Raw genomic sequence first — 22770 nt, forward strand, 5'->3', positions numbered from 1 at the left:
ATGCGGATTGCCCTCGCCGGAGCCTCGGGCCTGATCGGTTCGGCCCTGGCTCCGGCGCTGGAATCCGCCGGCCACACCGTCCGGCGACTGGTCCGGCGCGAGGCGTCCGAACCCGGCGAGTTCAGCTGGGACCCGGAGTCGTTCGGGGTGCCGGACGAAGCCCTCGACGGCGTCGATGCGGTGATCAGCCTCGGCGGTGTCGGGATCGGCAACGGCCGGTGGAGCGGGCGGTTCAAACAGGAGCTCCGCGACTCCCGGATCACCCCGACCCAGGTGATCGCCGAGGCCGTCCGCGACGCCGGCGTGCCGACCCTGATCTCCGCCAGCGCCACCGGTTTCTACGGTGACACCGGCGATCGGGTGGTCACCGAGGCCGACGGCGCCGGCTCCGGATTCCTCGCCGAGTTGACCACGGACTGGGAGAAGGCCGCCGTCGACAACGTCGGCGACGACACCCGGCTGGCGCTGTTGCGTACGGCGCCGGTCCTCGCCCGCAACGGCGGCATCCTGTCGCGCCTGCGGCCGCTGTTCAAGCTGGGGCTGGGCGGCACGATAGGCAATGGGCGGCAGTACTTTTCGTGGATCTCGCTGCTCGACGAGGTGCGTGCCATCACCTTCGTGCTCGAGTCGCAGATCAGCGGCCCGGTCAACCTGTGCGCGCCGTCGGCGGTGCATTTCGCCACCTTCGTCGACGCGCTGGGCTCCTCCGTACACCGTCCCACCCTGTTCGCGGTCCCGGCGTTCGCGGCGCGGGCGGTCGGTGGCGAGATGATCGAGGAAATGGTTCTGGCCTCCCAACGCGTTGCACCCGCTGTGCTGACCGATCACGACTTCGAATTCACCCATCCGACGATCGCCGCGGCCCTGGACTACGCCAATGGCCACTGACTTGACCCACCCGACCGACACCGCCGCACGCGCGACGTCGCTGGGCACCGATGTGCACGCGCAGACCACCTCCCCCACACCGGCATCGCGGCGGGCGTCGGTGCGGTCGGCGTCGACGCCGATCGAGGTCCGTCACCTGGGTGTGCTCGGCTACCGCGAGGCCTACGACCTGCAGCACCGGCTGGCCGCCGAGCGCGCCGCGGGCACCCTCGATCACGATCTGCTGCTGGTCCTGGAGCACCCCTCGATCTACACCGCGGGCAAGCGCACGGAGGACTCCGATCGCCCGACGAACGGCGCCGAGGTGATCGACGTCGACCGCGGCGGCCGGATCACCTGGCACGGTCCCGGACAACTCGTCGGATACCCGATCGTGAAGCTCGCCGAACCCCTCGACGTCGTCGAGTATGTGCGTCGGCTGGAGGCCGCGTTGATGACGGTCTGCGCCGACCGCGGCGTCACCACCACCCGGGTCGAGGGACGTTCCGGCGTCTGGGTGATCGACGGTCCCGACGTCGCGCCGGTGCCGGGCCGCAGCCCCGAACGCAAACTGGGTCAGATCGGCATCCGCGTCGCACGCGGTGTCGCGTTGCACGGATTCGCCCTCAACGTCGACCCCGATCTGAGCGCCTTCGACGCGATCGTCCCGTGCGGCATCGCCGACGCCGGGGTCACCTCGCTGTCGCGTGAATCTCCTCACCCGGTCACCGTCGCCGCGATCACCGACGAGGTGATCAGCGCGGTCATCGACGCGATCGACCGGCCCACGCCATCGGCCGCAGCCGGTGACGCTCGTACGCCGCGCGTAGGATCGGAGCAGTGACCGTGGCACCCGATACCCCCCAGTCCACCTCCCCCGGCGCGCCGCCCGAAGGCCGCAAACTGTTGCGCCTCGAGGTCCGCAACGCGCAGACCCCGATCGAACGCAAGCCGAGCTGGATCAAGACGCGGGCCACGATGGGCCCGGAGTACACCGAGCTCAAGGGGCTGGTGAAACGCGAAGGGCTGCACACGGTCTGCGAGGAAGCGGGCTGCCCCAACATCTTCGAATGCTGGGAGGACCGCGAGGCCACCTTCCTCATCGGCGGCGAGCAGTGCACCCGGCGTTGCGACTTCTGCCAGATCGACACGGGTAAACCCGCCGAACTCGATCGTGACGAACCGCGCCGCGTCGCGGAGAGCGTGCAGGCGATGGGTCTGCGGTATTCGACGATCACCGGTGTCGCGCGCGACGACCTGCCGGACGAGGGTGCGTGGCTCTACGCCGAGACGGTCCGAGCGATCCACCGGCTGAACCCGGGTACCGGCGTGGAGAATCTGATCCCCGATTTCCATGCGAAGCCCGATCTGCTCGCCGAGGTCTTCGACGCCCGTCCCGAGGTGCTCGCACACAACCTGGAGACCGTGCCGCGGATCTTCAAGCGGATCCGGCCGGCATTCCGCTACGAGCGGTCACTCGACGTCCTCACCCAGGCGCGTGACTTCGGTCTGGTCACCAAGTCCAATCTGATCCTCGGCATGGGCGAGACCCCCGAGGAGGTGCAGTCGGCGATCGTCGACCTGCACGAGGCGGGCTGCGACATCCTGACGATCACCCAGTACCTGCGTCCCTCGCCGCGGCATCATCCGGTCGAGCGGTGGGTCAAGCCGGAGGAGTTCGTCGATCACTCGGAGTTCGCCGAGGAGGTCGGGTTCGCCGGGGTGATGGCCGGTCCGCTGGTCCGCTCGTCCTACCGGGCCGGACGGCTCTACGCGCAGGCGATGGCCCACCACGGCCGGGAACTCTCCGATTCGCTCACGCACCTCGCCGCCGAGGGTTCGGCCAGCCAGGAGGCCTCGTCGCTGATGACCCGCCTGGCCCGCTGACGACTGTTCACCCCGAGTCGTGACCACGTGTCGGTGACGCCGGGTTCGGACGTATCCTGGAGGGCATGGCAAAGGCGCAGGCGGCGAGCAAAGAGGACAAGAAGGCCGCGAGGAAGGCCCGTAGGCAGGCAAGCAAGGAGCGCATCACGCAGCTCTGGCAGGCCTTCCAGATGCAGCGCAAGGAAGACAAACGGCTGATCCCGTACATGGTCGGCCTCTTCGTGGCGATCGTGGCGATCTTCGTGGTCATCGGCCTGCTGATCGGGTCACCGTGGTTGTTGATCCCGCTGGGCGTCGTGCTCGGCATCCTCGCCGCCTTCCTGCTCTTCGGACGACGCGTCCAGAAGACCGTGTACACCAAGGCCGAGGGCCAGCCCGGCGCGGCCGGATGGGCACTGTCCAACATGCGCGGCCAGTGGCGAGTCCAGCAGGCCGTCACCGGCACCTCACACCTCGACGCCGTGCACCGGGTGATCGGCAAGCCGGGTGTGATCCTGGTCGGCGAGGGCTCCCCCGCCCGCGTGAAGACCCTTCTCGGACAAGAGAAGAAGAAGGTGGCCCGCGTCGTCGGTGACACCCCGATCTACGAGATCATGGTCGGCAACGACGACGGTCAGGTGCCGCTGTCCAAGCTCGAACGTCACCTGAACAAGCTGCCCGGCAACATCGATCGCAAGCGGATGGAAACCCTCGAGGGCCGGCTGTCGGCGCTCGGCAGCCGCCAGCCGGGTCCGGGTATGCCCAAGGGGCCGATCCCGGGCAACGCCAAGGTGCGCAGCATGCAGCGCACCGCGCGTCGCCGGGGCGCCTGAGCGTTCACCCACCCCTCGGCGGGCCCCGCAGTGAGAGATGACCGGATCGGCGCACCGATCCGGCACCTCCCGCGTCAACGCGTGTGCACCATCGCGGTGCCGGTGGCGCGGTCGTGCAGGGCGCGGCCGTTGTAGTCGTTCATGAGCGCGGGCACCAGGAACACGATCAGCACCTGACGCGCCAGGGCCCGGATCGGCCCGACCGACGCGACCGGCACGGTGCCGGCCACCTCGTCGGCCATCCGGTCGGGTCCGTGATCGACGCGGGCCACCCGGATCCCCACGGCGAACTGGCCGGGGGTGAATCCGAAGAGCGTCACCGAGACCACGCCGATGACGAACCAGACCGCGAGGACCGCCAGGCCGAGGTTGGGTGAGCCGAAACTCACGAACAGCAGGGCCAGTCCACCGCCGATCAGCCAGTCGATGAGCAGTGCGAGGGTGCGCGGCCAGCCCCCGACCAGGGAACCCGGCCCGGCCTCGGGCAGCCCGAGATCGGCACCGCGGTACTCGAGATCGACGGGCCGGCTGGACTGAGGACCCGACAACCACGATCCGGTGGCGCGTCCCATCAGCAGATCACCTCCGCCGGTGGCGTCGACGAGGTGATGGGGCGGGAACAGAACTCCGGGTCGTGCATGAGTCCCATGGTAGAGGCCTGATTGTGGGCCCGGCCGCCGCGCCCGATCCCGCCCGGGGTTGGTCCGCGAGGGCAATGAGGGGGATCCCTTTCGCCCCGTGTGGTCGATACGGAATAGTTGCACTGGGTACGACGCCCCGACCGCCAGATCCGCGTAACACACGAGAAACATGGCTTTGACGTACGGGCAACGTCACGTCCATACGGTTCAGGCTGAGATCCGCTGTCGCCTCTCGAAAGCGGACCAGGCGTGTCAGGTCACGCTCACGCGGCCTGACCCCGACAACATGAAGGAGTCACCGCACGGTGTACAGCAGCAACGAAGAACTTCTCGAGGGCATCAAGTCGTCGGGTGTCGAGTACGTCGACATCCGCTTCTGCGACCTGCCCGGTGTGATGCAGCACTTCTCGATTCCCGCCTCGGCGTTCGACGAGTCGGTGTTCGAGGACGGTCTGGCGTTCGACGGATCGTCGGTCCGCGGCTTCCAGTCGATCGACGAGTCGGACATGATGCTGCTGCCCGACCCGGCCACCGCGCGGATCGATCCGTTCCGCAAGGCCAAGACGATGAACGTCAGCTTCTTCGTCCACGACCCGTTCACCCGCGAGGCCTACAGCCGCGACCCGCGTAACGTCGCCCGCAAGGCCGAGGACTACCTCGCCTCCACCGGCATCGCCGACACCTGCTTCTTCGGTGCCGAGGCCGAGTTCTACATCTTCGACTCGGTGGCCTTCGACTCGCAGATGAACGGCACCTTCTACGAGGTCGAGTCCGAGTCGGGCTGGTGGAACTCCGGTTCGCCGACCGACCCGGACGGCAGCCCGAACCTCGGCTACAAGGTCCGCCCCAAGGGCGGGTACTTCCCGGTGGCCCCCTACGACCATTACGTCGATCTGCGCGACGAGATGTCGACCAACCTGACCAACGCGGGCTTCGAGCTCGAGCGCGGTCACCACGAGGTCGGCACCGGCGGCCAGGCCGAGATCAACTACAAGTTCAACACGCTGCTGCACGCGGCCGACGATGTGCTGCTGTTCAAGTACATCATCAAGAACACCGCGTACGCCAACGGCAAGACGGTCACCTTCATGCCGAAGCCGCTCTTCGGTGACAACGGCTCGGGCATGCACGCCCACCAGTCGCTGTGGAAGGACGGCAAGCCGCTGTTCCACGACGAGGCCGGCTACGCGGGCCTGTCGGACCTGGCGCGGTACTACATCGGCGGCATCCTGCACCACGCCCCGTCGCTGCTGGCCTTCACCAACCCGACGGTGAACTCCTACAAGCGTCTGGTGCCCGGCTACGAGGCCCCGATCAACCTGGTCTACAGCCAGCGCAACCGCAGCGCCTGCGTGCGTATCCCGATCACCGGCAACAACCCGAAGGCCAAGCGCCTCGAGTTCCGTTGCCCGGACAGCTCGGGTAACCCGTACCTGGCCTTCGCGGCGATGATGATGGCCGGTCTCGACGGCATCAAGAACAAGATCGAGCCGCACGAGCCCGTCGACAAGGACCTCTACGAGCTTCCGCCGGAGGAGGCCAAGGGCATCCCGCAGGCCCCGACCTCGCTGTCGGCGGTCATCGACAAGCTCGAAGAGGATCACGAATACCTCACCGCCGGTGGCGTATTCACCGAGGACCTCATCGAGACCTGGATCGCGCTCAAGCGCGAGAACGAGATCGAGCCGGTGCAGATCCGTCCGCATCCGTATGAGTTCGCGCTCTACTACGACTGCTGACACGGCTGGTCGGTGACCCCGACCGCACGCACGGAATCGAATGGCCCACCGGCATTGCCGGTGGGCCATTCGGCATCCGGGTGCGAGAAAATCGTCAAAATCCAGACCGTTACGTCAATTGTGTGTGAAGGATCCCACGCGGGACCTTTTCCTCTCACGCAATCACAGCGCAGGCCGTAACCTTTCCCACATGTCCCGTATGCTTTTTGTTGAAGACTTGGCTCCCGGTGATCGCATCAGCGTGGACGGCGTTACCGCCGTCGTGCGCAAGCAGGTCCCGCATGGAACCGACGAGCGCCTCGTCGAACTCGTCCACAGCTCCGATGATCGCGAGCAATTCGTTCTCAAGACCGGCTCGAAAGTCGAAGTTCTCTGACGAATTCGCCGGCATTTCGCACACGCCGAGTTCTCCCACAGAACATGACGAGACCGTCTTAGGATGAGGCCATGATCCGCATACTCATCCGCACCCTCGTGTATCTGATCTCGGCGGCCATCGGATTGTTGGTCGCCACCGCGGTGCTCGACGATATGACGATCCACTGGGCCGGATTTCTGCTCGCCCTGGTTATTTTTGCTGCGGCACAACTGATTCTGGGACCGTTCATCACCAAGTTCGTCGCCAAGAACGCCGAGGCATTGCTCGGTGGGGTCGGGCTGGTATCCACCTTCGTCGCGCTGCTGTTGACGCAGTTGCTTCCCGTCAGTGACGGCATCTCGATCACCGGCATCCCCACCTGGATCGCCGCCACCGTCATCGTGTGGCTGGTGACCGCGCTCGCGACGCTCTTCGTTCCCTTCCTGCTCGCGAAGGCCGGCATCCGCGAAGCCCGCGAGAACGCGGCCGACGCCAAGAACTGACCACCACTCACCCGCGGCCTCCGATCGGCGCAACGATCCCCAGTGGTTCGACGCGCCGAAGCCGTCGACGGGGCATCCAGGTTGCCCATGCGACCAGTGCCGCGCAGGCGAGCAGCACCGCGGCGCCGGTCCACGCCGCCGCCGACATCCCGCTCACATACGCGGCACGTGCCGCGTCCAGCACTGTTGCGGCGTCGCCGGGCAGCAGCGAATGAGACTGGGCGACGGCACCGGCGAGACTGTCCGCCGCCGCCCCCGATCCGTCCGCGGAGGGGAACGCCGACCGATACACCGCGCTGACGACACTACCGAGCACCGCGATACCGAGCGCGCCGCCGAGTTCGCTGGTGGTCTCCAAGAGCCCGGCCGTGGCACCTGCGCGTTCCTTCGGGGCGAGACCGACGACGTGATCGGCCACCACCGACGTCGTTGCGACGATCCCCGAGGCGAGCAACGCCGATCCGACGAGCGCCGTGATCAAGGTGTGGGTGCCGGAGAATGCGAGCACCACATATCCCCCAGTCCCCACGAGTAATCCGCTGATCATCACCACGGGCCTTCCCGTGCGTGCGGCGGCGCTCACCGCGACCGGCGCGGCGACGGCAACCGCCACCGTCGGCAGCACACTCCACATCGCGGCGCGCAGCGGACTGTAGCCGAGCACCGACTGCAGATACTGGGTGACGATCACCGAGTTGCCGAGCAGTGCGAACATGCACACCAGATTCGTCGTGACCGACACCGCGAACCGTCGTTGCGCCAGAAGCCCGAGATCGAGCATCGGTACCCTCAGACGCTGCTGGCGAACAACGAAGGCACACAATGCCATCACACCGACGACCAGCATCAGGCCACGCTGTGGTGACCAGCCTTTCGCGGCGAACTCCTTGAGCGCGTACACCGTCGGCAGCACACCGGCCAGCGCCAGCACCGCGCTGGGCAGGTCGACGTGCCGCCCGGCCACCGCCGTCACCCCGGGCAGCACGAACGGCGCCACGATCAGCAGCAGCGCCATCACCGGCAGGTTGATCAGGAACACCGATCCCCACCAGAAGTGCTCGAGGAGCAGTCCGGAGATGATGGGTCCGACCGCCACTCCGCCCGCCAGCACGGCATTCCAGGTCGCGATGGCCTTGGCCCGGCGCGCGTCGTCGCCGTCGAAGACGTACTTGATGAGGGCCAGCGTGGTGGGCATGAGCGTGGCACCCGACACCGCCAGGACGGCGCGCGCACCGATGAGCATCGCCGGCGAGGAGGCTGTCGCCGCGAGGACGGAGGCGGCGCCGAATCCCGCTGCGCCCCACATCAACAGCCGTCGGTGCCCGATCCGATCGGCCACCGACCCCATGGTCAGCAGAAGCCCGGCGAGAACGAAGCCGTAGACATCGAAGATCCAGAGTTGCTGCACGGGAGACGGATTGAGGTCGGCCGCGATGTAGGGCACGGCGAAGAACAGCACCGAGACATCCATCGAGACGATCAGCATCGGCAGGCAGAGGATCACCACCGACAGCCACGGGGAACGAGAGGACATGAGAACAACTCCTTTCTGCGTATGACACATACTGTTTATGTCATATCCAGATGATAGGAGCTATCTGCGTACAGCACAAGCAATTAGTACGATGGGCGTATGCCCTCACCCGACGACGCGGACGTCGCCGCATCCCTCCCGAGATCGATCGCAGCGTTGTGGGGTCGTTCGGTTTCGACGACCAAACGCGGCCCCAGACCGGCGCTGACCGTCCGCGACATCGCCCGCGCCGCGGTGTCGGTCGCCGACGATCGGGGATGGGAGGCGGTGTCGATGAAGGCCATCGCCGACGCCGTCGGGCTGAGCACCATGGCGTTGTATCGCTACGTCGACAGCAAGGCCGACATCATCGACCTGCTCGTCGACGAGGCATACGGCCCCGCCGACGACGCCCTGGGCACTCGCGGAACCTGGCGCGAGCGCATCGGCGAGTGGGCCATGACGGCTGCGGCGGACCTACGACGACGGCCCTGGCTCACCGAGATCCCGATGTCGCGGCCACCGGTGGGCCCCAACGTCCTGTCCTGGACCGAGGCCGGCATCCGCTGCTTCGACGGCACAGCGCTCTCGGGTCAGCACAAGATGAACGCGCTCCTGGTCGTCGACGGTTTCGTACGTCAGACCCTCCGGCAGGCGACACAGATGGGCCTGCTCGGCAGCGCCCGTCCGGAGTCCACGTCGGCGATGAGCTATGAGGAGATGGTCATCCACCTCATCGACGGCACCCACTATCCCGCGCTGCTCGGTGCGGTGAGCGACGCCCGACTGACCGACGACAACGACGACTTCGTGACCGAGCAACTCGAATTCGGGCTCGAGGTCATTCTGGACGGACTGGCACGCACGATCGAGCGCGCGTGAGCCATCCACCAAACGGTCAGCCGCGATCGGCCGCCAGATCGGCGAAGAGCGCCTGATTGTGGCCGAACGCCCCGATCGCCTCGTCGACGAGACGGTCGACGCCGTCGGCATCGAGGGGCAGCGCGTCAAGGCTGTCCCGGTAGGAATCCTTGTAGCGCTTGAGCTTGTCGATGTCGAAGGCGTAGAAGGTCAGCGCGGCGTCGTCGACGCCGTAGTGCTGACGCATCCGGTGCGCGACGACCTGTCCCCCGCTGAGGTCGCCGAGGTACCGCGTGTAGTGGTGGGCGACGTAGCGAGCCGGGTCGGCCGCGGTGGCCTCGATCGCCGACACGTAGGCCGCCACCGCGGGAGTCGGTGTGATCGCGTCGACATCGACGCCCAGGGCGGTGAGGTCGGCCGTCAGCCGGGGCACACGTCGGAGTTTCTCGTCGCGGACCGCGTCGGCCACCGCGTCACCCGCCAGCCGATCCCCGACGTCCTCCAGAGCGCGATAGACGAACAGCAGTTGCTGCGCCAGCCCGGCGTACGCATCGACATCGAGGCGGCCCGACATCAGGTCGTCGATGAACGGGGAACTCTCGGCCTGCTCATGTGCCACTGCGGTGGCCGCACGCAGCCGCGCGGACACCGTGGCCGGGGGAACCGTGGCGGGGGGATCGGAAATCGACGTCATGATGCACCTTTGATACCACCCTGGGCACGACGGAGGGAAGGTGTGGCAAACCTGATCACACCCACCAGCCCCGCGCGGGCGGTCAGGAGGCCACCAGAGTGACCACCACTCCTCGATGATCCGACCCCGACACCGAGAACGTCCGCACCGAGGTCGCGATGAACCCGCGCACGATCACGTGATCGATCGCCGCGAGGGGGCGGTCACCGAATCGATCGGTCGGGAAGGTCGGTCGCCATCCGGCCCCGGCCTGGGAGGTGGTGTCGGCGAACCCGTCGGTCAACAGGTCCCGATACTGCACGTGATCCCAGGTCGCGTTGACATCGCCGGCCACGATCACCGGGCCGTCGGGCAACGCCTGCAACTGATCCTTGAGCAGACCCATGTCCTGCACCCAGTCGCCGGCATGCCCGCTCAACGGCGCCGGCGTGTGCACCGCCAGCACCCTCGTCGACGCCGCCCCCGGGACCGGCGTACGCACAGACAGATTGTTGAGCACCATGTTGGGGATGCGCTCCTCGTCGGTGAGCGGCCGACTGCTGAGCAGCACGGTGCCGGCGGCCTGCGGTCCTGGGATCGCGTACTCATACCGGAGTCGCCCCGCCAGCGCACTTGCGCGGACCCGGTCGAGTGCCTCCGGGGTGACCTCCTGCAAGGAGACGAGGTCGGCGTCGGCGGCCGCCGCGGCGACATCGTCGACGTTGCCACCGCCGAACTGGAGATTGGCGGTGACCACGGTGAAGCGGTCACCGGCCGGGGCGGTCTGGGACACCCAGAGCGGCCCCTGGGTGAAGCACAGCACCGTGATCGCGACGACCGTCAGCGCCAGCGCCATCCACCGTCGCAGCACGAGGAAGAGCACGAACGCCGCCACGCCGGTCACGATCGTCAGCGGCACCAGGGCGGTGGCGTAGATCGCGTAGGTGCCCCGCGAGGTGAAGAAGTGCAGGAATGCGCCGACGGCGGTGACCGCGAGCAGCACCCATCCGATAATGATCGCGACGAAGGCGAGCAGTCTGCGCACCCTCAGGCCCCGAAGACCTTGCGCACCACGTTCTTTGCCCGGCGGGTCACCCGCAGGTAGTTCTCCAGGAACTCCGCCGCCTGGTCCTCCGGCCAGCCGGCCGCAAAGGCGATCTGCCGCAACTGCTTTCCGGGGGCCGGCAGTTGATCGACCGGTTTACCACGCACCAGGACCAGTGCGTTGCGGGCCTTGGTCGCGGTCAGCCACGCCTGTTTGAGCGTCGCGACGTCGTTCTCCCCCAACAGTTCCGCCGATCCGATCGCGTCGAGGGTCTGCAGCGTCGAGGTGTTGTGCAGCGACGCGTATCGGTGGGCGTAACGCAGCTGCATGAGCTGCACGGTCCACTCGACGTCGGCCAGTCCCCCGCGTCCGAGTTTGGTGTGGGTGGCCGGGTCGGCGCCGCGCGGCAGCCGCTCGGAGTCGACGCGGGCCTTGATCCGTCGGATCTCACGCACCGCCGCCGACGACACCCCGCCGGCCGGGTACCGGATCCGGTCGGCCATGTGCAGAAAGTCGATGCCGAGTTGATTGTCGCCGGCCACCTGGTGGGCCCGCAGCAATGCCTGGATCTCCCACGGCTGGGCCCACTGCTCGTAGTACGCCTCGTACGCCGTCAGGGTGCGCACCACCGGCCCGTTGCGTCCCTCGGGACGCAGACCGGTGTCGACCACCAGAGGCGGATCCTGGCTGGGCGAACCCAGCATCGACCGGACCCGTTCGGCGATGCCCTGCGCCCACCGCACCGCGACCTGCTCGTCGGCGCCGGGTTTGGGCTGGCAGACGAACAGCACGTCGGCATCGGAGCCGTAGCCGAGCTCCAGCCCGCCCAGGCGTCCCATCCCGATGACGGCGATGAGTGCCGGCGCCTCCTCGCCGCGCTCCGCCTCGGAGGCGTTGGTGGCCACGGTCAGCGCCGCGTTGAGGACCGCCGCCCAGATGCTCGAGAGGGCATGGCAGACCTGCGGCACATCCATCATCCCGAGGACGTCGGCCGAGGCGATGCGGGCGAGTTCGGCGCGGCGGTGCGACCGCGCCGCGGCGACCGCACGTTGCAGATCGGTCTGCCGCACCGCGGAGGCGACGAGGCCCTTGGCCACATCCTCGGGGCGGGTCTCGCAGAGTTTGGGCCCGTTGGCCCCGTCGGAGTAGAGGTGGATGACCTCCGGCGAGCGCATCAGCAGATTCGCGATGAACTCGGAGGTCCCCAACACCTTCATCAGGCGTTCGGCGACCACACCGTCGTCGCGGAGCAACCGCAGGAACCAGTCGTTGTCCATCTCCTCGCAGAGGCGGCGGTAGTTGAGCAGTCCGGCGTCGGGGTCCGGGGTGTCGCCGATGTGCTCGAGGAGTTGCGGCAGGATCAGCAACTGCACCTGACCGCGTCGCCCCGGCGCCGACGCGAGGGCCCGGATGTGGCTGAGCGCCCGCTCGGGCTGGGCGTATCCCAGCGCGGCCAGACGCCGCTCGGCGGATTTGTCGCTGAGCGTCAGTTCCTCGGGGTTGAAGCGGGTCGCGGCCTCCAACAGCGGCCGGTAGAAGAGTTTCTGGTGGAGGCGACGCACCCGCAGCGCCTGGTGTTTGATCTGGCGACGTAACACCGCCGTGGCGTCCAGGTCACCTTCGCGGCGGATGTGGGCGGCTCGCGCGAGCCACCGCATGCCCTCGTCGTCGTCGAACTCGGGCAGCAGATGGGTCCGCGTCATCTTCTGCAGCTGCAGCCGATGCTCGAGGAGCCGCAGGAACTGGTACGACGCGATGAGGTTGGCCCCGTCGTCGCGTCCCACGTAGCCACCGGCGGTCAGCGCCTCCAGAGCGTCGACGGTGGCGCGGACGCGGAGCTTCTCGTTGACCCGGCCGTGCACCATCTGCAGCAGCTGCACGGCGAACTCGACGTCGCGCAGGCTGCCGCTGCCGAGCTTCAGGTTGCGTTCGCGTTCGTCTTCGGGCACGAGTTCCTCGACGCGCCGGCGCATTGCCTGCACCTCGTGGACGAAGTCGTCACGCTCGGCCGCCTGCCAGACGAGGGGGTTGATCGCCTCGAAGTACGCGTTGGCCAGTTCCATGTCGCCGGTCATCGGACGGGCCTTGAGCTGGGCCTGGAACTCCCACGTCTTGGCCCACCGGTCGTAGTAGGCGATGTGTGATTCGAGCGTGCGGGTCAGTGCGCCGGCCTTGCCCTCGGGACGCAGTGCCGCGTCGACCTCGAAGAACGCGAGCGATCCGACCCGCATCAGCTCACCGGCGATGCGGGCCGAGCGGCCGTCGGCGGGTTCGCTGACGAACACCACGTCGACGTCGCTGACGTAATTCAGTTCGCGCGCACCGCATTTGCCCATCGCGATGACCCCGAGCCGAACGGTCAACGGTGCGTCACCGCACACCTCCCGGATGGCCACGGCCAGTGCGGTGGTCAATGCCGCGTCGGCGAGATCGGCCAGGAACGCTCCGACCTCGGGGAACCACATGACCTGCTCGTCCTCGACGGTGGAGGCGACGTCGTGCGCGGCGAGCTGCAGGATCAGGTCACGGTAGGCCAGCCGCATCGCCACGACCGCCTTGGGCCCACTGAACCCGGCCCGAAAGACCTTGTTGCCCTTCTCGAGCTCACCCTGTTCGGCCACCGCGTCGACCGACGCCAGCATCGAGGAGTAGATCTCGTCGAGGCTCGGCAGCGTGTCGGAGATGAGTGTGCGCCACGACGACGGCTCGGCGACGAGGTGATCGCCGAGGGCGTCGGAGGAACCGAGAATCCCGAAGAGCCGCCCTCGAAACCCCTTGTCCGCCCGCAGCAAGGCGTCGATCTCATCCCAGTCGCCCGGCGCGGCGGCGGCACGGAGCCGGGTCAGCGCACGCAGGGCCAGATCGGCGTCGGGCGCGCGGGACAGCGCCCAGAGCAGATCGATCGACGTCTCCGAATCCCATCCCAGCTCGGCCAGGTCGGCGGGCGCGGACGAGTTGAGCAGACCCAACCGCCCGGCGCTGGGGACGGCACCTCGACCGTGGAGCGATGTCACCCCACGAAAGTAACGCCCCGCACGCCGGACTCCGACGCCGGTCCCCCTTCAGCGTGTCTGCCGGACCGCGTGCCGGGATGCCCGATGTGTCGGGTGCGCCGGAGTTACAGCGGCAGGTAGTTCTTCAGCTCGAACGGGGTGACCAGGCTGCGGTAGTTGGTCCATTCGGTCCACTTGTTGCGCAGGAAGTACTCGAAGACGTGCTCGCCGAGGGCTTCGGCGACCAGTTCGGAGGATTCCATCGCCTGCAGTGCGTCGGCGAGGCTGCCGGGCAGTTCCTTGTATCCCATGGCGCGACGCTCTGCCGGGGTCAGCGCCCAGACGTCGTCCTCGGCCTCGTCGGGGAGTTCGTAATCCTCGGCGATGCCCTTGAGTCCGGCGGCGAGCAGGACCGCGAAGGTGAGGTAGGGGTTGCAGGCCGAGTCGGGGCTGCGCACCTCGACGCGCCGCGACGACGCCTTGTTGGGGGTGTAGAGCGGCAGGCGGATCAGCGCTGACCGGTTGGCGCCGCCCCAGGTGGCCGCGGTGGGGGCCTCACCGCCGTGGATGAGGCGCTTGTAGCTGTTCACCCACTGATTGGTGACCGCGCTGATCTCGGCGGCGTGATGCAGGATGCCGGCGATGAACTTCTTGCCGGTGTCGGAGAGCTGCATCGGGTCGTCGGGGTTGTGGAACGCGTTGGTCTCGCCCTCGAACAGGCTCATGTGGGTGTGCATCGCCGAGCCCGGGTGATCGCTGAACGGCTTGGGCATGAACGTCGCCCAGGTGCCCTCATCGATGGCGACCTCTTTGATGACGTAGCGGAAGGTCATCACGTTATCGGCCATCGAGAGCGCGTCGGCGTAGCGCAGATCGATCTCCTGTTGGCCGGGTGCGCCCTCGTGGTGGGAGAACTCCACCGAGATGCCCATCGATTCGAGCGCCTCGATGGCATGTCGACGGAAGTTGGGCGCCGCGTCGTGAACGGCCTGATCGAAGTAACCGCCCGAATCCGCCGGGGTGGGCACGCTGCCGTCCAGCGGCGCGTCCTTGAGGAGGAAGAACTCGATCTCGGGATGGACGTAGCAACTGAATCCGAGATCGGCGGCCTTGTTCAACTGCCGGCGCAGCACGTGCCGGGAATCCGCCCAGCTCGGGGTGCCGTCGGGCATCGCGATGTCACAGAACATGCGTGCGGAGTGATGCCGGCCGGCCGAGGTGGTCCAGGGCAGGATCTGGAAGGTCGACGGATCCGGCTTGGCGATGGTGTCGGCCTCCGACACCCGCGAGAACCCTTCGATGGCCGAGCCGTCGAACCCGATTCCCTCGGAGAACGCTCCCTCGAGCTCTGCCGGCGCAATGGCGACGGACTTGAGATATCCCAGAACGTCGGTGAACCATAGCCTCACGAATCGGATGTCGCGCTCTTCGAGGGTCCGGAGCACGAATTCCTTTTGGCGATCCATGACCGCCGACATTAGGGATCCCCTGTTAAATCCGTGTTACGTTCACAAGTCGAACGCAACATCCTGCAACTTTCGACATCTCGTCTCACGATTCGGACAACTGCTCTCCCATCGTGGACACACGGCCTGGCGGTCGTGGACCACCGCCCTGGCCGTCGTGGACCACGGCCGGGGGGGCGATCCGCCCGGCCGATCAGCTCGTGATTCGCGTCGGTCGCCGACGCGCCGATGTGACCAAACCCATAGTCGACGGCGCCCTGTGGGTGAACATCCGATGGGACAATGGGGTGTCCCACCCGCCCGGGTACCTGCCGACGCAGGACTCGAGGAAGAAAAGAGACAACGATGTCCGACGTTTCCATCTACGGTGCGTCCGCACCGGCCACTCCCGCAGATTCCGGCGCCGCACCCGCGCGCCGTCGAGTCACCCGCGTTCATCACCTCGCCCAGATGAAGGCCGAGGGTGAGAAATGGTCGATGCTCACCGCCTACGACTACTCCACCGCACGCATCTTCGACGACGCCGAGATCCCGGTCCTGCTCGTCGGCGACTCGGCGGCCAACGTCGTCCTCGGTTACGACACCACGATCCCGGTCAGCACCGACGAACTCATCCCGCTGGCCCGCGCCGTGGTCCGCGGCGCACCGCATGCCCTCGTCGTCGCCGACCTCCCCTTCGGCAGCTACGAGGCCGGCCCGCAGCAGGCCCTCGAGACCGCGGTGCGCTTCTTCAAGGAGACCGGCTGCCACGCAGTCAAACTCGAGGGCGGCGAACGCGTCGCCGATCAGATCGCCACCCTGACCGCCGCCGTCATCCCGGTGATGGCCCACATCGGGTTCACCCCGCAGAGCGTCAACGGACTCGGCGGTTTCCGCGTCCAGGGCCGCGGCGACGCCGCCGATCAGACCATCGCCGACGCCATCGCAGTACAGGAGGCCGGAGCCTTCGCCGTCGTCATGGAGATGGTCCCGGCCGACCTCGCCGGCCAGATCACCCGCAAGCTCACCATCCCCACCGTGGGTATCGGCGCGGGCAACGAGACCGACGCACAGGTCCTCGTCTGGCAGGACATGGCCGGGTTCACCCACGGCCGCACCGCCAGGTTCGTCAAGCGCTTCGCCGACGTCGGCGGTGAACTCCGTTCGGCCGCAGCCGAATACGCCGATGAGGTGCGCCGCGGAGTCTTCCCCGGCCCCGAGCACAGCTACTGAGTTCCCCGATACCACCATGACGATGCCCGCCGTGATCGGCGGGCATCGTCATGTCGCGTTGGGCGATCTTCGGGGATTACTCAGCGGGTGGACAACCACTGACGCAGGCCGGGTTCGAGCGCAGGATTCTCCAGCAGATGCGGATGCAATTGCGGCGCGTTGTTGGCCATGTGGACCAGCACGTGTCGAGGGGTCTGCGGGTCACGTGCCATCCGGACATCGCCCGGCAACGCGGCCGGAGCCGACGGTGCCGGCGTCGCATGCGGGACCGGAGCAGGAGCCGGGCCCGGTGCACCTGACGACGCGGGAGGCGGGGGCGGCGGCGGTGGCGGCGCGGCTCCGATGGGCGGCCCCGCCGACGGCGCCGGGGCGGGCGGCATCTGACCGTACGGAGACACCGGCGGCATCATCCCCGGCTGCATCGAGCCGGGCGGCATCGCATTCGGGGGCATCCCGTTCGGTGACATCCCGTTCGGGGGCATCCCGTTCGGTGACATCCCGTTCGGGGGCAGCCCGTTGGGCGGCATCGAGTTCTGGTTTCCGGGTCCTTGCAGCGCCCGAAGTTGGCGCGCCACCATTTCCCGGTTCTGCCACAGCCACTTCCCGGCCGCGATCGCCACGATCAGGACGATGATCGCGACTATGTAGCCGATGCTTCCGGAGATGGAGATACCGCCGCCGCGGCGGCGGGCCAGGACGTCGACCGCTGCCGGTCCGGCCAGATGGATGTGTTCGATCATCGGCGACTGGTGATCCCTTCCGCGCCTCGTTTCCGTTAGCGCATCGCACGTTACGGCAGTCCGGCGCCCACACCCGGTTCGTCCGACCGGTTTCATCCGGTCGGACGAACTCACGCCGCACCGGACGTACGACCAGGACGTCGGTCGGCGCGCGATGAGTCGCACATCGATGCCCTAGGGTCGAGACATGCGCGAGTTCTATCCGGAGATCGAGCCCTATGCGTCGGGACATCTGGGCACCACGGACGGTCAGCAAATCTATTGGGAGACCTCCGGTAACCCGGACGGCAAGCCGGTGGTGTTCGTCCACGGTGGTCCGGGTGGCGGGACCGCGCCGGATCAACGCCGGTTCTTCGACCCGGCCAGGTACCGGATCGTGCTGTTCGATCAGCGTGGATGCGGAAAGTCGCGACCCCACATCGCCGACGGTGCCGACCTCGCCGTCAACACCACCCCCGGACTCATCGCCGACATGGAGGCGTTGCGCGGGCACCTGGGCATCGACCGCTGGCAGATCTTCGGCGGCTCGTGGGGCTCCACACTGGGCCTGGCCTACGCCCAAACCCATCCCGATCGCGTCACCGAACTCGTCCTGCGCGGCATCTTCCTGCTGCGCCGCAGCGAGATCGACTGGTACTACAACGGCGGCGCCGCCCACATCTACCCCGACGAGTGGGAGTCCTACCTCGCCCCGATCCCGGAGGCCGAACGCGACGGTGATCTCGTCGCCGCATATCACCGACTGCTCACCTCCGAGGATCGGAGCGTTGCGGCGACCGCCGCGCGGGCCTGGACCGGATGGGAACAGGCGACGAGTTACCTGGTACCCAAGCCGGCGGAGGCGGCCGCGGCCAAGGAGGACGCCGGCCCGCGGTTCGACATCGCCTTCGCCGCCATCGAGAACCACTACTTCGTGCACCACGGTTTCCTCGACGACGGACAACTGCTGCGCGACATCGGTCGCATCGCCGACATCCCGGCCGTGATCGTGCAGGGTCGCTACGACGTGGTGTGCCCCATGCGCAGTGCGTGGGATCTGCACCGGGCGTGGCCGTCGGCGACGCTGCACATCGTCGACGACGCCGGACATGCCTCTTTTGAACCGGGGATTCGCCATCATCTGATCGAGGCGACGGACGACTTCGCCGATCGCTGAGCCTGCGACGGCGACCACGATCCACCGCATAGACTTCGGATATATCCGTTTTCTCGACAGGAGGACCCGTGGCCGCTGAGCAGGTCGAAGTAGAGCTGAAGTTCGACGTCGAGGCCGGCATCGTCGCCCCCGATCTGCGGGCTCTGCCGGGAGTGGTCAGTGCACGCACACCCGAGACCTTCACCCTCGACGCCACCTACTTCGACACCGACAACCTCGATCTGGCGGGCAACCGGATCACCATGCGCCGCCGCACCGGCGGGCACGACAGTGGGTGGCATCTCAAGCGGCCCACAAACATTCCCGGTGCCCGCAAGGAACTGCGGATCGGATTCGACGAGGCCCCCGCCGACGGTGACATCCCCGACGCACTGATGCTCCCGGTGCTCGCCCTCACCCGCCACCGCAGCCTCATCCCGGTCGCGGTCATCTCGACCACCCGCACCATCACCACGCTGCTCGGCGTCGACGACGTCGAACTCGCGGAGTTCGCCGAGGATCACGTCACCGCCCGGTCACTGCTCCCCGGCGGCGACATCCAGCAGTGGTCGGAGTGGGAGTTCGAACTCCTCGCCGGCGGCACCCCACGACTGTTGAAGGCCGCCCACAAGCACCTCCGCGCGGCGGGCGCACACGAGCCGTCGAGTGCGTCGAAACTCGCGCGGGCGATCGGCTCCACCCCGGTCCACTCCGAGCCGCGGCTCGGAAAGCGCCCCACCGCACTGGAACTGGTCGTCACCGACCTCGCGATTCATCGCAACGCGTTGATCGCCTACGATCCCGAGGTGCGCGTCGACGCCTACGACGCGGTCCACCAGATGCGGGTGGCCACCCGCCGCATCCGCAGCATCCTCAGCGGATTCCCCACCGTGCTCGACCCGGACCGCACCGCCCACCTCAACGACGAATTGCAGCTGCTCGCACGGATTCTGGGCGAGGCCCGGGATTCCGAGGTCCAACTGGAGATCGACACGAACCTGCTGCGTGGGCTCGAACCGTCCGAAACCCTGGCGGCCGCACTCACCGACACCGAATCGGCCATCCACGATCGGGCGATCCGGGCCGCCCACGCCGCGATGAACTCCCAGCGGTACTTCACACTCCTCGACGACATCGACGCCCTGATCACCGACCCGCCGGCCGGCCCGGACGCCGACATACCCGCATCGTCGGCAGTCGGTGCCGCGATTACCAAGAACCGCAAGAAGATTCGGAAGGCGCAGGCCGAGTTGGCCTCGCTCACCGAGGGTTCGCACGAATGGCAGGAGCAACTGCACGTGATCCGCAAGCGGGCCAAGAAGCTGCGCTATGCCACCGATGCCGGAGAACCGCTGCAGATCAAGAAGTATCAAAAGGTTGCCGCTGTCGCGAAGAAGATCCAGTCGGCACTCGGCGATTACAACGACACCCGCATCAACCGCGCCCGGCTGAGCGAGATCGTCGACACCACCACCACGCTCAGCGGGCGGGACATGTTCCTCCTGGGCCGGATCGACACGCTCCAGGAGGCCGCGGGCGAACGTGCCCTGGCCGCGTATCGCACGGCCGCGAAAGCGCTGTAGCGCAACGACTCCGCGTCAGACGACCGGCGCGAACCCGACGGTGCGGCGCGTCGGATCGGCGGTGGTGAGCCGCACCGTGATGCGCGTGGCCTGCGGCGGCGTACCGTCGCAGCGCGCCATCACGGCCGGGTCGTCGATGAAGATGCGCGCAGGCTTCTTCGCTTCCGCGGCGGACAGCACGACCGCATCGAATCGGTCACCGACGCGGTCGGCGAGCACCATCGCCTCGGCCAGGTCGATGCTCTCCCGGTCGGCGGCCGAGCCGAGGGCGTCGGCCGACCGCAGCACCTTGGGCAGGGCGGGGAGCGCGCGGATCACCCAGTCGGGCACCGGTTTTCCGGCGGTGACCGCCAGGCACACCTCGGTCGCAAACCGGTCCCCGAGGCGGCGGAGCGGAGCGGTGACGTGTGCGTAGACCCCGCCGATCGCCGCGTGCACCATGGACTCCGGGGCCGCGTCGGTCGTTTCGGATCCGGTCAGGGCGAGGTATCCCGACCCGCGCATGAGTCCGCCCGCGTGGGACATGAGCGCGAGGGTCGTCGGCTCGTCGGGCGGCAGCGACGCCAGGAATTCGCCCGGAGTCGCCTCCGACGGCCACGGAACACGCAGGGCCGCGGCGGTGGCACGAAGGTCGGTGACCGATTCGGCCGGTGCGGGCGGCAGGGTGCGCAGCAATCCCACGCCGTGGGCGGCCATGATCTGTCCGGCGCTCATCCCCGTCAACAGTGAGACCTGTGAGTTCCACATGTCCGCCGCGGTGTGCGGAGCGAGCCGCAGACTCCACCCGGCGGCGTCGCGCACCACTTCCTGATCGGGCAGGTCGAGTTCGATCGCACCGCGCGACAACGCAACCCGACGGCGCAGCTCGCCGAATCGCGGCAGGTCGACGATGGAGGGATGCAGCGCCCCTGCGGCGGCGTCGGCGGTGACCTGCTCGTAGTCGAGTCGGGCCACCGACCGCACGGTCGCGCGTCGGACGTCGACATCGGTGACCTCACCCGCTCCGGCCACCGCGATGGTCCACAGCACTGCCGGCCGCGTCACCTCCGGCAGCAGCGAACCACTGCCCTCCGACAACACCCGTGGGTGCAGCGGCACCGATCGGTCCGGAAAGTAGATCGTGGAGCCGCGGCGGCGGCTTTCCTGATCGAGCGCCCCCTCCGGCTCGATCAGGGCCGCGACGTCGGCGATCGCGTAGCGGACGACGAAGCCGTCACCGACGGCCTCGATGTGGACCGCCTGATCGAGATCCATCGAGCCGGGAGGATCGATCGTGACGAAGGGGATATGCGTGTCGTCGGTGCGTTCGTCGGCGTGCCGGTCGACCGCGTTCTCCGCCTCGTCGAGTGCGGCCTCGCCGTAATCCTCGGAGACACCCAGTTCGCCGCGGATCGCGTCGAAATCGATATCCGGCGCGGAGAATCTGCGTTGCACTCCCCGACCCTAACCGCGGCGCCGCGCCGGTTCCACGGAATCCGGCGTACGCCATCTCGTTGACGACGCTGCCTCCCTCGTTGCCGGCGCTCTCGTGTTCGGCGACAGCACCTATCAGTCCCCGATTGCGCCCGGCGTATCCTGTACGGGCGAACGAGTCGGCCGGGCGGCCGCGGCGCATGGGACGACCAGTCACTGGAAACGCCAGGCGCCGAGGAAAGTCCGGACTCCACAGAGCAGGGTGGTTGTCAACGGCAACCCGGGGTGACCCGCGGGACAGTGCCACAGAGAACAGACCGCCGACCGCGAGGTCGGTAAGGGTGAAACGGTGCGGTAAGAGCGCACCAGCGATGCGGGTGACCGCGTCGGCTCGGTAAACCCCACCCGGAGCAAGGCCGAAGCACGGACCGCAGGGTGCGTGTGCGCGGGTGTTACGAGGGCTGCTCGCCCCAGCCCGCGGGTGGGCCGCTTGAGGTACCCGGCGACGGAGTGCCCAGATGGATGGTCGCCGCCGACCTATGGTCGGAACAGGATCCGGCTTACACGCCGACTCGTTCGCCCTTCCCCGAGCCGCCGCTGCGCCGATTCTGGGCGCCGTCAACGACATGGCGAGCGCCGTCGACAACATGGCGAGCGCCGTCAGTGCAGAACCGAGCGCCGTGAGTGCAGAACCGAGCGCCGTCAGCGCAGATGGGCGGTCTCGTTGACCGACCGCACAACCGCACCACCGTCCGGGAAGAACTCCGTCACCGACACCGACGCGAGGTCGAGGTGCAATCGGAAGAGCAACTGTGGGCCGACGTCGAGCGCATGCCGCAGCAGTGACTTGATCGGCGTCACGTGCGACACCACCACCACGGTCTGACCGGGGAACTGTCCGAGTAGCCGTTCTTTGGCGGCGATGACACGCTCGGCGGTCTGGGTGAAACTCTCGCCTCCCGGTGCGGGCACCGACGAATCGCCGAGCCACCGCGCGTGGATCTCCGGGTCACGGGCCTTGGCCTCGGAGAACGTCAGGCCCTCCCACGTGCCGAAGTCGTTCTCGACGAAGCCCTCGTCGACGATGACCTCACCGCCGACGCGATCGACGATGGCCTGCGCGGTCGCCCGCGTCCGCTCCAGCGGCGAACTGATGACAGCGGCCACCTCGGATTCCAGCGCGATGCGTTCGGCGGCACCGGCGGCCTGGGCGACGCCCAGCCCGGTCAGTGCCGGATTACCCCGCCCCGAGTAGCGGCGCTCAACCGACAACGGCGTCTGTCCATGCCGCACCAGCACCAGGCGGGTGGGTGCGGCCATCTGTCCCTG

20 protein-coding genes and 1 other RNA gene are annotated in these 22770 nt (G+C 67.8%); 12 read left to right on the forward strand and 9 right to left on the reverse strand.

Annotation, left to right across the window (positions count from 1 at the left end; genetic code table 11):
• From ABLE92_RS07505 to ABLE92_RS07520, 4 genes are all read left to right on the forward strand, one after another.
• Positions 1-888, forward strand: a complete 888-nt coding sequence (locus tag ABLE92_RS07505) for a TIGR01777 family oxidoreductase (RefSeq protein ID WP_348804140.1) — start codon at positions 1-3, stop codon at positions 886-888.
• On the forward strand, positions 878-1711 hold the full coding sequence (gene lipB, locus ABLE92_RS07510) for a lipoyl(octanoyl) transferase LipB (protein ID WP_348804141.1): 834 nt from the start codon (positions 878-880) through the stop codon (positions 1709-1711). The genes ABLE92_RS07505 and lipB overlap by 11 nt, the downstream gene beginning before the upstream one ends.
• Entirely contained in the window at positions 1708-2754 is a 1047-nt protein-coding gene (gene lipA / locus ABLE92_RS07515) for a lipoyl synthase (RefSeq protein ID WP_348804142.1), read from the forward strand. Before lipB ends, lipA begins: the two co-directional genes overlap by 4 nt.
• Positions 2755-2819: 65 nt before the next feature.
• The gene (locus ABLE92_RS07520; RefSeq protein ID WP_348804143.1) at positions 2820-3566 is read left to right on the forward strand and encodes a DUF4191 domain-containing protein; all 747 of its coding nucleotides are present in this window, start codon (positions 2820-2822) and stop codon (positions 3564-3566) included.
• A gap of 74 nt (positions 3567-3640) precedes the next feature.
• Here ABLE92_RS07520 and ABLE92_RS07525 read toward each other — a convergent pair whose 3' ends face one another.
• Positions 3641-4138: an RDD family protein gene (locus ABLE92_RS07525; RefSeq protein WP_348804144.1), complete on the reverse strand. Its 498-nt coding sequence runs from the start codon at positions 4136-4138 to the stop codon at positions 3641-3643.
• Between the two features lie 374 nt (positions 4139-4512).
• Between ABLE92_RS07525 and glnA (ABLE92_RS07530) the strand changes: the two genes are divergently transcribed.
• The 3 genes from glnA (ABLE92_RS07530) to ABLE92_RS07540 all read left to right on the forward strand — a co-directional run bounded on the left by glnA (ABLE92_RS07530) (position 4513) and on the right by ABLE92_RS07540 (position 6807).
• Entirely contained in the window at positions 4513-5946 is a 1434-nt protein-coding gene (gene glnA / locus ABLE92_RS07530) for a type I glutamate--ammonia ligase (RefSeq protein WP_348804145.1), read from the forward strand.
• A gap of 190 nt (positions 5947-6136) precedes the next feature.
• Positions 6137-6322 carry a hypothetical protein gene (locus tag ABLE92_RS07535; RefSeq protein ID WP_348804146.1) on the forward strand — a complete coding sequence of 62 codons (186 nt, stop codon included), beginning with the start codon at positions 6137-6139 and terminating at the stop codon, positions 6320-6322.
• A gap of 71 nt (positions 6323-6393) precedes the next feature.
• A complete protein-coding gene (locus ABLE92_RS07540) occupies positions 6394-6807 on the forward strand; it encodes a hypothetical protein (RefSeq protein WP_348804147.1) in 414 nt (137 codons plus the stop codon).
• A gap of 7 nt (positions 6808-6814) precedes the next feature.
• On the opposite strand, the gene ABLE92_RS07545 is transcribed toward ABLE92_RS07540, so the two are convergent.
• Positions 6815-8341, reverse strand: coding sequence for an MFS transporter (locus tag ABLE92_RS07545; protein WP_348804148.1), 1527 nt, complete (start codon positions 8339-8341; stop codon positions 6815-6817).
• Positions 8342-8440: 99 nt separating this feature from the next.
• Here ABLE92_RS07545 and ABLE92_RS07550 point away from each other — a divergent pair, with 99 nt between their 5' ends.
• Positions 8441-9202, forward strand: a complete 762-nt coding sequence (locus ABLE92_RS07550) for a TetR/AcrR family transcriptional regulator (RefSeq protein ID WP_348804149.1) — start codon at positions 8441-8443, stop codon at positions 9200-9202.
• A gap of 16 nt (positions 9203-9218) precedes the next feature.
• Here the strand turns inward: ABLE92_RS07550 and ABLE92_RS07555 are convergent, their stop codons facing one another.
• The 4 genes from ABLE92_RS07555 to glnA (ABLE92_RS07570) form a co-directional block, all read right to left on the reverse strand.
• On the reverse strand, positions 9219-9875 hold the full coding sequence (locus ABLE92_RS07555; protein WP_348804150.1) for a biliverdin-producing heme oxygenase: 657 nt from the start codon (positions 9873-9875) through the stop codon (positions 9219-9221).
• 82 nt (positions 9876-9957) lie between these two features.
• On the reverse strand, positions 9958-10899 hold the full coding sequence (locus ABLE92_RS07560; protein WP_348804151.1) for an endonuclease/exonuclease/phosphatase family protein: 942 nt from the start codon (positions 10897-10899) through the stop codon (positions 9958-9960).
• Positions 10900-10901: 2 nt separating this feature from the next.
• A complete protein-coding gene (locus ABLE92_RS07565) occupies positions 10902-13913 on the reverse strand; it encodes a bifunctional [glutamine synthetase] adenylyltransferase/[glutamine synthetase]-adenylyl-L-tyrosine phosphorylase (protein ID WP_348804152.1) in 3012 nt (1003 codons plus the stop codon).
• A 104-nt stretch (positions 13914-14017) separates the two neighbouring features.
• A complete protein-coding gene (gene glnA / locus ABLE92_RS07570; RefSeq protein ID WP_348804153.1) occupies positions 14018-15358 on the reverse strand; it encodes a type I glutamate--ammonia ligase in 1341 nt (446 codons plus the stop codon).
• A gap of 345 nt (positions 15359-15703) precedes the next feature.
• Between glnA (ABLE92_RS07570) and panB the strand changes: the two genes are divergently transcribed.
• Positions 15704-16570, forward strand: a complete 867-nt coding sequence (panB, locus tag ABLE92_RS07575) for a 3-methyl-2-oxobutanoate hydroxymethyltransferase (RefSeq protein WP_348804154.1) — start codon at positions 15704-15706, stop codon at positions 16568-16570.
• 80 nt (positions 16571-16650) lie between these two features.
• On the opposite strand, the gene ABLE92_RS07580 is transcribed toward panB, so the two are convergent.
• A complete protein-coding gene (locus tag ABLE92_RS07580) occupies positions 16651-17310 on the reverse strand; it encodes a variant leucine-rich repeat-containing protein (protein ID WP_348804155.1) in 660 nt (219 codons plus the stop codon).
• 187 nt (positions 17311-17497) lie between these two features.
• Here ABLE92_RS07580 and pip point away from each other — a divergent pair, with 187 nt between their 5' ends.
• Both pip and ABLE92_RS07590 read left to right on the forward strand, forming a co-directional pair.
• Positions 17498-18466: a prolyl aminopeptidase gene (gene pip / locus ABLE92_RS07585; RefSeq protein WP_348804156.1), complete on the forward strand. Its 969-nt coding sequence runs from the start codon at positions 17498-17500 to the stop codon at positions 18464-18466.
• A gap of 68 nt (positions 18467-18534) precedes the next feature.
• Positions 18535-20028 carry a CYTH and CHAD domain-containing protein gene (locus ABLE92_RS07590; protein ID WP_348804157.1) on the forward strand — a complete coding sequence of 498 codons (1494 nt, stop codon included), beginning with the start codon at positions 18535-18537 and terminating at the stop codon, positions 20026-20028.
• 15 nt (positions 20029-20043) lie between these two features.
• Here ABLE92_RS07590 and ABLE92_RS07595 read toward each other — a convergent pair whose 3' ends face one another.
• Positions 20044-21462 carry an RNB domain-containing ribonuclease gene (locus tag ABLE92_RS07595; RefSeq protein ID WP_348804158.1) on the reverse strand — a complete coding sequence of 473 codons (1419 nt, stop codon included), beginning with the start codon at positions 21460-21462 and terminating at the stop codon, positions 20044-20046.
• A 154-nt stretch (positions 21463-21616) separates the two neighbouring features.
• Here ABLE92_RS07595 and rnpB point away from each other — a divergent pair.
• Positions 21617-22020, forward strand: an RNA gene (rnpB, locus tag ABLE92_RS07600) — RNase P RNA component class A.
• 123 nt (positions 22021-22143) lie between these two features.
• Here rnpB and ABLE92_RS07605 read toward each other — a convergent pair.
• A complete protein-coding gene (locus ABLE92_RS07605) occupies positions 22144-22761 on the reverse strand; it encodes a histidine phosphatase family protein (protein WP_348804262.1) in 618 nt (205 codons plus the stop codon).
• Between the last annotated feature and the right edge of the window lie 9 nt (positions 22762-22770).

It is taken from the genome of Gordonia oleivorans (assembly GCF_040044975.1).
Classification (GTDB): Bacteria; Actinomycetota; Actinomycetes; order Mycobacteriales; family Mycobacteriaceae; genus Gordonia; species Gordonia oleivorans.